Below are 10,218 nucleotides of genomic sequence, written 5' to 3'. Positions count from 1 at the left end.
GCGGTTTCACACAGAGACTCACGCGATGGCCCCCTGTCGTTGAAGGCGACGCGCCGTACAAGGCCGGATCTACACCACCCGACGGGACGCAACCCAAAGAAGTGGCTGTGCCGTAGAGGGCCACCTTCTCCTTACGTTGTGAACGTCCGCCCTTGTCTTGGTTGCCGACCCGGTTCATCCCGTGGTCCCGGCTGTCTGAGGCCGTGCCCGTAAGGAGACCATGTGATCAGCATCGGCAAGCTCATGCCATCCGACCGGGATGCGTGGGAGAGCTTGTTCCGGGCGTACATCGACTTCTATCAGCGAGTCGAACCCGTCGAGATGTACGGACGGGCCTGGCAGGAGTTCCAGGCAGACGCTCGGATGCACGCCTTCGGCGCGAGACTGGACGGGCGGCTCGTCGGCATCACCCACTTCCTGGTCCATGCCAGCACCTCGGCCCCTGACGCCGACGTCTGCTATCTCCAGGACCTGTTCACGGCTCCCGATGTCCGGGGCAAGGGGGTGGGACGCAAACTGATCGAGGCTGTCGCGGACTGGGCTCGGGATGGCGGCTGCTCCCGTGTCTACTGGAACACCCACGAATCGAACACCACCGCGCGCCGCCTGTATGACAAGGTGGCCGAGAACAGAGGTTTCATCAGGTACCAGATCGAACTGTCCCGGTAGAGGGCGCCGGAGGGTGGCTGATCTTCCTTCTGTGGCCCCGCCCGGGGAAAGGTAGGTGCGGGCGGATATGATGGGGACTCGGCTGCCGGCGAGGTGATCGCGTGCGGAGTAGATCGGGTTACCCCATGCGATGATCCTTGTCACCTTGCTCCTCCAAATGCCTGCGAATGAGGGCAAATGGCTGCGTCCGGCAGGCAAAGCGGGGTGGCGACGTCCAACGTTTTTCCGAATCCAGGTAGCGTTCGCACTATGGCATCGCCAACTGGAACCGCCGAAGCGCCCTTCGGTCGCATGCTGACCGCGATGGTCACGCCGTTCACCTCTGACGGCGACGTCGACTACGAAGGCGTACGACGCCTGGCCACCTACCTGGTGGACGAGCAGCGCAACGATGGCCTGATCGTCAATGGGACGACAGGCGAGTCGCCCACCACCTCGGACGATGAGAAGCGACGGATCGTCAGCGCCGTCCTTGAGGTCGTTGGCGACCGCGCCGCCGTAGTGGCGGGAGTGGGGACGAATGACACACGCCACACCGTCAAGCTCGCGAAGCAGGCGGCGGAGGTGGGCGCCCACGGGCTGCTGGTGGTGACTCCCTACTACAGCAAGCCCCCGCAAGAGGGGCTCTATCAGCACTTCACCCTCGTGGCCGACGCCACCGAGCTGCCGGTGATGCTCTACGACATCCCTGGGCGCAGCGGCGTGCCGATCAAGACCGAGACGTTGATCCGTCTGGCGCAGCACGACCGTATCGTCGCCGTGAAGGACGCAAAGGGCGACCTGTTCGCCGCGAGCCAGGTCATGACGGCGACCGATCTCGTCTTCTACTCCGGCGACGACCTGCTCAACCTCGCCTGGCTGTCGCTCGGCGCCGCAGGGTTCGTCAGCGTCGTCGGACATGTCGTTGGCTCTGAACTGGCTCGCATGATCGAGTTGCACAAGAGCGGTGACGTGAAGCAAGCGCTGGAGGTACACGGCCAGGTGGCCCCTGTAGTGGACGGGATCATGCTGAAGGCCGGTGGCGCGATCATGGCAAAGGCGGCGCTGAGCTTGGTGGGTGTGCCGGTGGGACCGGTACGTCTGCCGCTCGTGGCCGCGACAGAGAAGCAAATCGCCGAGCTGCGTGCTTGCCTGGTAGCCGGCGGGGTGAAGTTGACAGACGCATAGGAACGGGGAGGAACCGGGAGTTTTGAGAACACGATTTGACCATGGGGGCCGGGCATGAGCCATCCGCATCCTGAGCTTGGCCCCCCGCCGGAGCTGCCTTACGGCGGCCTGCGCATCGTCGCGCTCGGCGGGTTGGGGGAGATCGGCAGGAACATGGCCGTCTTCGAATACGACGGCCGGCTGCTGATCGTCGACTGCGGGGTGTTGTTCCCCGAGCCCGATCAGCCGGGCGTCGATCTGATCCTGCCCGACTTCGAGTACATCAGGGACAGGCTCGACGACATCGAAGCCGTCGTGCTGACCCACGCCCACGAGGACCACATCGGGGCGGTGCCTTACCTTCTGCGCGAGCGGCGCAATATTCCGCTCATCGGATCCAAGCTCACCTTGGCCCTGATCGAGGCCAAGCTGACGGAACACCGGATCCAGCCGACCAAGGTCGAGGTCGTCGAGGGCGAACGGCACGTTTTCGGGCCCTTCGACTGCGAGTTCCTCGCGGTGAACCACTCGATCCCCGACGCGCTGGCCGTGGCGATCAGGACGCCCGCCGGCATCGTGCTGCACACCGGCGACTTCCGCATGGACCAGTTGCCGAGCGACGGCCGGCTCACCGACCTCGGCGGCTTCGCCAGGCTCGGTACCGAAGGCGTCGATCTGCTGATGTCGGACTCCACCAACGCCGAGGTGCCGGGCTTCGTCACCAGTGAGCGGGAGATCGGGCCGGTCATCGACGAGGTGATCCGCACCTCCGAGCAGCGCGTGATCGTGGCGAGCTTCGCCTCGCACGTGCACCGCATCCAGCAGGTGATGGATGCCGCGGCCAGGCACGGCCGCAAGGTCGCCCTGGTGGGCCGATCGATGGTCCGGAACATGGGTGTGGCTCGTGATCTGGGCTACCTCAAGGTGCCGCCGGAGTTGATCGTCGACTCGCGCGACATCGAGCAGTGGCCGCCGGAAGATGTGGTGCTCGTCTGCACCGGCTCCCAGGGCGAGCCCATGGCGGCGCTGTCGCGGATGGCCAATCGCGATCATCCGATCCGCATCGCCGAGGGTGACACCGTGTTGCTGGCATCGTCGCTGGTGCCGGGGAACGAGACCGCGGTCAACAAGGTGATCAACGGGCTCACCAGGTGGGGTGCTCGGGTCGTGCACAAGGGCAACGCCAAGGTGCACGTCTCCGGCCACGCGGCCGCAGGCGAGCTCCTCTATGTCCTCAACCTGACTCGACCCTCGAACTTCATGCCGGTTCACGGCGAATGGCGGCACCTGCGGGCGCACGCCAAGCTCGCCGCACTCACCGGTGTTCCCGACGACCACATCGTGATCGCCGAGGACGGCGTCGTGGTGGACCTGGTCGACGGCAGAGCGAAGATCGTGGGAGCGGTTCACGCCGGGTACGTCTATGTCGACGGCACCTCGGTGGGCGAGATCACTGACACCTCGCTGAAGGACCGCAGGATTCTCGGGGACGAAGGGTTCATCTCGGTGGTCGTCGTGGTCGACTCCGCCACCGGCAAGCTCACCGCCGGCCCCGAGATCCACGCACGAGGCTCCGGCATTGATCCGGCGCAGTTCGAGGAGTTCATTCCGCAGATCGAAAGAGCTCTTCAGGACAAGGCCGCGGATGGCGTGGTCGACATGCAGGAGATCCGCCGGGTCGTGCGCCGCACGGTCGGCCGTTGGGTCAGCGACACTTACCGCCGCCGACCCATGATCATTCCTGTCGTGCTCGAAGTCTGAGCCACTGAGCGGTACGGCAGGCACCTGAGCCTGCCGTACCCGCAGTCGCGGAACGAGACGGCAGAGGATGCACCGCAACAAGGTCCATGAAGTGGGCATTTCAAGCGTCCCTCCTGCGCATGAGCCAGCTGGCGGCCAGCAGGGGAAGAAGCGCGTACGACACCAGCACGGTGGCGGCGGCAGGCGGAGACAGAAGTGACCCGTACACCGACGTGGTGATGATGTCGCCGGTGATCTCGCGGGGAAGTGCGCCGATCATGATCGAGCCTAGCCGTTCACTCCAGGGCTCCGGGATGTTGCCCACGACGATCGGAATCACGTAAATCAGACCCACCAACAAGGCGATCGCACCGGTGGCGGAACGCAGAAGCGCGCCCAATCCCAAGCCAAGCAGCGCGAACACGACCACCGTGGAACTGGTGACGAGCAGGAGCGGGAGCTTGTCCGCGAACGAGGTCAGATAGACGCCGGAGAATCGGTCGCCAAGCACCCAACGCGAGACGAAATACGTCCCGAACACCGCCACCGGACCGATGACCAGGCTCAACACTCCGACCACGGCGGCCTTCGCAGCGAGAAGCGGCCATCTACGGGGGACGACCGTCAGGCTCGTCCTGATCAACCCGGTGGCGTATTCAGTGGTGACGGCCAAGGTGCCCAGGACGCCCATGCAAAGCTGCGGGACGATCACCAGAACCTCCTCCAGATCCGCTATCCGAGCAGTCGGACGCTGCTCCACGGGGGCGTCGTCGTACATGCCGGCTGCCATGGAGGCCAAGGCAAGGCCCAGAAGGATCGTGCCGAGACTGATGCCGACGATGAGATAGGAAGAGCGGACCGAACGGACCTTCAGCCACTCTGAGGCCAGAACACTCATACGTCCCTCCGCTTGAGCGAGATGAAACCGGCAACGAGCGCGACCACCGGGTAAGCCAGGAGGACCAGCAGCGCGGCCCAAGGCGGGAGAAGGCCGTCGCCAAGCCGGGACGAGAGGCGATCGCCAGCCAGTTGGGGAACCAGGTTCGGCAGCAGCAGTGATGCGGCGCGCGTGTTCCACGGCGAAGGCAGGTATACGACCACCCCGGGCAGGACGAACAGCAAGGCCACGACCGAGATGAGCGCGCCGGCTGTCGACCGCGTGGCCATGCCCAGGCCGAGCCCCACCAGAGCGAGCGCAGCCACCGAGATTCCCGCGGCTAACAGCTTCGGCACGTCGTCGGCCAGCGAAGTCTCATTGAATCCCAGCCGGTGGTCGTGGGCAATCAGACGGCTCGCCGAATAGGTGATCAGAAGGATGACGTGAGCCGCTGTCAACGTGGCCAGGCCGACGACGACGGCCTTGGCCAGAAATAAGGCGCTGCGCCGCGGAACGACGGTAAGGCTGGTGCGAATCATCCCCGTCGCGTACTCGGACGTGACCGCCAGCACGCCGAGCACGGTGAGGCTCATCTGAAGGAGGGGCAGGAATGCCTGTTCCGGCGCGGCTGCCTGCAGCGTCCCTCGATCTTCGGCGAGGTTGCTGACGTAGAGCGTCCAGACCGCGCCGAGCACCGCCGTGAGAGCCGCCGCACCCATTGCGTGCCAGGTGGAAGTCACTGACCGCAGCTTCAGCCATTCGGCCAGCAGCGCCGCCCTCATCTTGCCGCTCCGAACTGGACGCTGCTCGCCGTCAGAGCCAGGTAGGCGTCCTCCAGCGAGGGGTAGCGCGCGGTCAGCTCGTCGACCGTGGAGTGCGCGACCAGCCGCCCCCGGCCGAGGATCACGATGCGTTCAGCGGTCAACGCCATCTCGCTCATGAGGTGACTGGAGAGCAGAACGGTCCGGCCCTCGGCGGCCAGTGACCGCATCAGGTCGCGGATCCAGCGCACCCCGTCGGGATCGAGGCCGTTGACGGGCTCGTCGAACAGCAACACGCCTGGATCGCCGAGCAGCGCAGCGGCGATGCCGAGTCGCTGCTTCATGCCGAGGGAGAAGCCGGCCACGCGTTTTCGTGCCACGCTCGCCAATCCGACCAGCTCAAGCACCTCGGCCACGCGTGTGGCGCCGATGCCGTTGGTGGCGGCCAGGCAGAGCAGATGGTTGTAGGCGCTGCGCCCGCCATGGACCGCGCTCGCGTCGAGCAGCGCCCCCACCTCGAACATGGGCTTGCGCAAGGAGGCATATCGTCGGCCGTCGACCAGAGCCTGACCTGAGGTCGGTGCGTCCAGGCCGAGAATCAGGCGCAGCGTGGTGGACTTGCCGGCGCCGTTGGGGCCGAGGAAGCCCGTCACGTGGCCCGGCTCGACCTTGAAAGACAGATCATCCACGGCGAGCGTGTCGGCGTAGCGCTTGGTGAGGTGCTGAAGTTCGATCACGCTGAAGAAGATGCGGCATGCCGGGCCGGCGGCGCATCAGACCACGGTTCGAACTTCAAGGTCAGACCCTGGGCTGACGTGCTCGGCTCGGCGAGAGGCTACCGTTCAACGCGTGAACGAGAGCCATCCCTTCTTCGCCAGGCGTTGGAGCCGCGGTCAGCTGATCGTGCTCGATCTGGTAGCAGGGCTGGGGTTCGCGTTCGTGTTCGTCACAGCGGCGGTCACCGCGCCTGGGATGCCGCCGTGGTTGAAGATCGCCCTCCCGTGCGGGCTGGGCCTGCCGTTGGCGGTGCGAAGGCTGTGGCCTGTGCCTGTCTTCTGTTTCACGCTGACGCTAGCAGTCTTCGCTGTTGCAGTTGACGTGGTGGGATACGCCTGCATCGCACCGGCGTATGCGATCTATATCGTGGCGATGTCCGACAGGTTCGGGGCCGTGCTGCCATCCTCGGCCATTGGCGTGGTCAGCATGGTCAGTGTGTTCGGACTGGTGGTCGCAGGTGGCGCGCCGCGCGGGGGCACGCCTGCTTGGCTCGTGCACATCGATCAGCCGCTGGTCGGCATCGCGGCGCTCGGCGGAGCCTGGACCATAGGGCGGGCCGTCCGCGAACGCAGGTTGTATGCCGCTCGTGAGGCCGAGCGAATGGCGGAGCATGCAGTGACGCAGGAAAGGTTACGTATCGCGCGGGAACTGCACGACGTCGTGACTCACAGCGTGGGATTGATCGCGGTCAAGGCTGGCGTGGCCAATCATGTGCTGGCGACCAGGCCGGAAGAAGCACACGACGCCTTGCGTGTGATCGAGACCGCCAGCCGGAGTGCTCTGGTGGAGATGCGCCATCTTCTAGGCATGCTCCGTTCGACCCAACTGCCAGATCTTGTTCCCGTTCCGGGCATCGCGGGTCTGGAGGGTTTGGTGGAGCAGGCCAGGCAAGCTGGGGTCAAGGTCGAGCTTGAACTCCGGATCGGCGGAGATGCGGCCGGCCAGGAGACTCCAGATCTGCGGGGTCAGGATGAAGGTACGCCACGGGGGCGGCCAGGAAGGAAGCCTGGCGAAGCAGGCGGGCCGCTTGACGGGGAACAGGCCATGCCGCGGGACGGTGACCGTGCCCCGGATGAAGGCTCGCTCGGAGGAGTCGTCGCCGCGAATGGAGTGGGGGAACGACGAGGAGGGGGTGCGGCGCAGCCAAGACGTTTGCCCGATGGCGTGGAACTGTCCGTGTATCGCATCGTGCAGGAGGCGCTCACGAACGTGGTCAAGCATGCCTCACCGACTCGCTGTCGGGTCTCTGTCGTAACGGACGGGGGCGAGGTGCGGATCGAGGTGGTTGACGAGGGCCCAGAAAGGCGCGTGTCGCCCGCGGAGGGCTCGGGTCACGGACTGATCGGGATGCGGGAGCGGGTCATGATGTACGGCGGAGTCTTCGAGGCGGCAAGTCTGCCCCGACGAGGGTTTCGTGTCTTCGCGCGTCTGCCGTATCAGGAGGTCTCGTGATCAAAGTGGTCGTCGCTGACGATCAAGCTCTGCTCAGGGGGAGCTTCACGATGCTCGTCGACTCCGAGCCTGACATGACAGTGGTGGGCGAGGCGTCAACCGGTGCTGAAGCAGTGGCGGTCGTCTTGGAGCATCGACCCGACGTGGTGCTGATGGATGTACGCATGCCGCACATGGATGGCATCGAGGCGACTCGGCGTATCGGGGATGTCTCGCGGGTGCTCGTGGTGACGATGTTCGACCTGGATGCGTATGTCTACGATGCGCTGCGGGCCGGTGCGAGTGGATTTCTACTCAAGGACACGCCGCCTGCTGACCTGCTCGCCGCTGTTCGTGTGGTTGCGAGCGGTGAGGCTTTGCTGGCGCCAACGGTGACGCGACGCTTGATCGAGGAGTTCACGAAGACCCCTGTGACGCAGCGGCCACAGGGGTTGGACAGGGTGACGGAGCGAGAGAGGGAAGTGCTGCTGTTGATCGCTCGGGGGCTGTCCAACGGGGAGATCGCTGATCATTTGCAGTTGAGCTTGGCCACCATCAAGACACACATCGGCCGCTTGCTCGCGAAGGTGGGCGCTCGTGACAGAGCACAGTTGGTCATCGCGGCGTACGAGAGTGGGTTGGTTTCTGTAAGGCGGTGATGCAAGAGGGCCGGGATCGCTCAGCGCTACCTGTGCTCGTGGAACCGCTCATTCCAGCAGAGCCGCATCCCTCGCGTTGGGGCCTTCTGGGCAGTTGGCCGAGTTTCGGCGGCGGGTTCAGGCCGCTGCAGGAACCATCATCTGCCCCTATGCGTAGCAACCGATCTTGATCGATTCTCGGCTGGTTAGGGCCTTATGTGAGGTGAAGGGCAGGGGGCTACTGATCAGGTTCGAATCATGGCTACGTCGTTAAGACGTGGGCGAAGGCTCCGCCGCTGAGGGTGTTCGTGCTTCTCGGCTTCAGGGGGGCGGCGCCGGGCGATTCGCGTCATCCGGGCCAGGGATAGACCTGTTCGACAGGGAAGTGTTTTCGTCGATTGGGCCCCATCGAGCAGCGGCAGGAGAACCTGTTTTCCGCCGGGGCGGGCCGGTGTCACCTCGGGGTTTCTGCTGGAGCCGTGTGATGTTGGTGCTCTGGCGTTTGATGCATGTCCGGTTTCAGAGTGGGGCGGCTGGCGTTGTTGGCCGTTGGCTTGATGGGAGGGCAGGGCCGGCGGGGAGCGGCATGGGGGCGCACTGAGGGGAGATGCTGCCCGTTACAGGCTCAGGTTGACCGTGATGAAGGCAGATGTCCCTTCGGGGTGGAGGGGACTTGGTGGGGCTCGTCGTCTGCTCGGCGGATGGGGGCAGGGCTTGTACGGCTCGTGGGTCTTTGGTGTGTCTGCCGATGGCGGGTTCCTGCGGCATTGCCCGAGCCGGGGGGGGCGGCCCGCGCGGGCACAGGTGTAGGGGTGGTGCCTGCGCGGGCCGGAGCGGAGGAACCGGTAGGTGCCCGCGCGGGCAAAGTGGAGGGGGATTCTAAGTGCCCGCGCGGGTGTTCAATGGGATCCGATATTGGATCGATCTGCCCTACTTCGAACAGGTGGGTGTGGAACTGTTCGCTGTTTCGGCTTGCTCAGGGTGAAGATTACTAGCCGGTGGCCTAGTTGTGGGAGTGAATTCTTATCTTGATGCCGGTGGAATGGTGAAGGTGGGCGGTTCGGGGCGAGTGGGGCTAAGTGCTTCCTTTGCGTCTTATGTGGAAGTGTCGCAAGTTTGAGGGGATTGTCTAGTGGGGTTGCGTCTTTTTGAGGGTTCTGGGTTGTGTGGGGTGGAGGGCGAGGGGTGCCGGGGAGGGGTGGGGTCTTCTGCGGCTTGTGCTTCGGCCAAGACCTGTGCCCATGTTCCGTCTTCGGTCCAGCGTTTGTATCGTTCGTAACAGGTTTGCCAGGGGCCGTAGCATTTTGGGATTTGTCGCCAGGTTGATCCGGTATCAAAACGCCAAAGGATTCCGTTCACTACTTGCCGGTGTCCACGCCAGGGGCGGCCGGGGCCTGCGCCGGACGGGAGTAGAGGGGCGATTCGGTCCCATGCTTTGTCGGTCAAGTCGCTACGTGTTGCCACGGCTCACTATTTAAGCGGGATCCGGGGGAGTGGTAAGAGGATCCTTGGAGCGCTCTTCGACTGGAAGTGTGTGAGCGGGGCGGGGACGGTGAAAAGGCATGGGTATTTGGGCTAGATCGCAGGTTTTTCAAGGCTGATGTCGTTGGGGTCTGATGGGGGTGATCGGATCGCTTTGTGGTATCTAGTGTGCGCATGTAGAAATGCCTCGAGGCGCGCTTGAGGTGAGGGCGAGTGAGGGTGAAGTGCGCCAGCTGAGGGGAGGGTGCGGTTCTGCTGATGCATGAGGGGCTTGTTCTGATTGGGGTGTGACTGCTTAGGTCGGGGTGACTCTCCGGTGTGGGTAGAGCGTGCTGGCCTTGCTAAAGCGGGAAGGGAGTGGCGCTGGACCGGTTGGGCGTGCAGCGCTCGTCGTTGTGGTTTGCATGCCAGAAGTTTGAATGCGCTCGGTGTGGACTAGCTGTGCCTCAGGGCCTTGCGTGGATGGCTAACCGGGAATGGCCGCTGATGGCTGGTTTCGTTGGTTAAGGGGGAGGTCTATCGACTTTTTGGGGGAGTGTTGAGGGGCTTGGATGCCTGTGCTGGGCGGCGGGTCGATGGGTTGCCATGGTGGGGGGGGGGGGGGGGGGGGCGGTGGGGGGGGGGGGGGGCGGGGGGGGCCCGGGGGGGGGGGGGGGGGCGGTGGGGGGGGGCGGGGGGGTGAGGGGGTGGTGGGTGT

General features: G+C 64.8%; 8 protein-coding genes and 1 pseudogene. 5 read left to right on the top strand and 4 right to left on the bottom strand.

The window, feature by feature from the left end; translation table 11 throughout:
• Nucleotides 1-222 precede the first annotated feature (222 nt).
• The 3 genes from ACIBST_RS48180 (at nucleotide 223) to ACIBST_RS48170 (ending at nucleotide 3,576) form a co-directional block, all read left to right on the top strand.
• Nucleotides 223-669: a GNAT family N-acetyltransferase gene (locus ACIBST_RS48180; RefSeq protein ID WP_397180171.1), complete on the top strand. Its 447-nt coding sequence runs from the start codon at nucleotides 223-225 to the stop codon at nucleotides 667-669.
• A gap of 249 nt (nucleotides 670-918) precedes the next feature.
• Nucleotides 919-1,836, top strand: a complete 918-nt coding sequence (gene dapA / locus ACIBST_RS48175) for a 4-hydroxy-tetrahydrodipicolinate synthase (protein ID WP_397180170.1) — start codon at nucleotides 919-921, stop codon at nucleotides 1,834-1,836.
• A 54-nt stretch (nucleotides 1,837-1,890) separates the two neighbouring features.
• Nucleotides 1,891-3,576, top strand: a complete 1,686-nt coding sequence (locus ACIBST_RS48170; RefSeq protein ID WP_397180169.1) for a ribonuclease J — start codon at nucleotides 1,891-1,893, stop codon at nucleotides 3,574-3,576.
• A 100-nt stretch (nucleotides 3,577-3,676) separates the two neighbouring features.
• On the opposite strand, the gene ACIBST_RS48165 is transcribed toward ACIBST_RS48170, so the two are convergent.
• The 3 genes and pseudogenes from ACIBST_RS48165 to ACIBST_RS48155 form a co-directional block, all read right to left on the bottom strand.
• Nucleotides 3,677-4,453: an ABC transporter permease subunit gene (locus ACIBST_RS48165; RefSeq protein WP_397180168.1), complete on the bottom strand. Its 777-nt coding sequence runs from the start codon at nucleotides 4,451-4,453 to the stop codon at nucleotides 3,677-3,679.
• A complete protein-coding gene (locus ACIBST_RS48160) occupies nucleotides 4,450-5,214 on the bottom strand; it encodes an ABC transporter permease (protein WP_397180167.1) in 765 nt (254 codons plus the stop codon). The genes ACIBST_RS48165 and ACIBST_RS48160 overlap by 4 nt, the downstream gene beginning before the upstream one ends.
• 62 nt (nucleotides 5,215-5,276) lie before the next feature.
• Nucleotides 5,277-5,930 (bottom strand): annotated as a pseudogene (locus ACIBST_RS48155) (ABC transporter ATP-binding protein); the annotation flags it as partial.
• Between the two features lie 112 nt (nucleotides 5,931-6,042).
• On the opposite strand from ACIBST_RS48155, the gene ACIBST_RS48150 reads away from it, so the two are divergent.
• Together ACIBST_RS48150 and ACIBST_RS48145 are read left to right on the top strand one after the other, a co-directional pair.
• A complete protein-coding gene (locus ACIBST_RS48150) occupies nucleotides 6,043-7,422 on the top strand; it encodes a sensor histidine kinase (protein ID WP_397180166.1) in 1,380 nt (459 codons plus the stop codon).
• On the top strand, nucleotides 7,419-8,060 hold the full coding sequence (locus ACIBST_RS48145) for a response regulator (RefSeq protein WP_397180165.1): 642 nt from the start codon (nucleotides 7,419-7,421) through the stop codon (nucleotides 8,058-8,060). The genes ACIBST_RS48150 and ACIBST_RS48145 overlap by 4 nt, the downstream gene beginning before the upstream one ends.
• Before the next feature lie 1,074 nt (nucleotides 8,061-9,134).
• Here the strand turns inward: ACIBST_RS48145 and ACIBST_RS48140 are convergent.
• The gene (locus tag ACIBST_RS48140) at nucleotides 9,135-9,503 is read right to left on the bottom strand and encodes a transposase (RefSeq protein WP_397180164.1); all 369 of its coding nucleotides are present in this window, start codon (nucleotides 9,501-9,503) and stop codon (nucleotides 9,135-9,137) included.
• Between the last annotated feature and the right edge of the window lie 715 nt (nucleotides 9,504-10,218).

Source organism: Nonomuraea sp. NPDC049684, assembly GCF_044465345.1.
In the GTDB taxonomy this organism is placed as follows: Bacteria; Actinomycetota; Actinomycetes; order Streptosporangiales; family Streptosporangiaceae; genus Nonomuraea.
The sequence above is the reverse complement of the archived record's forward strand: the minus strand, read 5'-3'. Positions and strand labels throughout refer to the sequence as shown.

Excerpts from the sequence above, each read along its gene's own strand:
- ACIBST_RS48165 (WP_397180168.1), bottom strand. The coding sequence starts at position 4,453 with ATGAGTGTTCTGGCCTCAGAGTGGCTGAAGGTCCGTTCGGTCCGCTCT.
- ACIBST_RS48160 (WP_397180167.1), bottom strand. The coding sequence starts at position 5,214 with ATGAGGGCGGCGCTGCTGGCCGAATGGCTGAAGCTGCGGTCAGTGACT.
- ACIBST_RS48170 (WP_397180169.1), top strand. The coding sequence starts at position 1,891 with ATGAGCCATCCGCATCCTGAGCTTGGCCCCCCGCCGGAGCTGCCTTAC.
- dapA (WP_397180170.1), top strand. The coding sequence starts at position 919 with ATGGCATCGCCAACTGGAACCGCCGAAGCGCCCTTCGGTCGCATGCTG.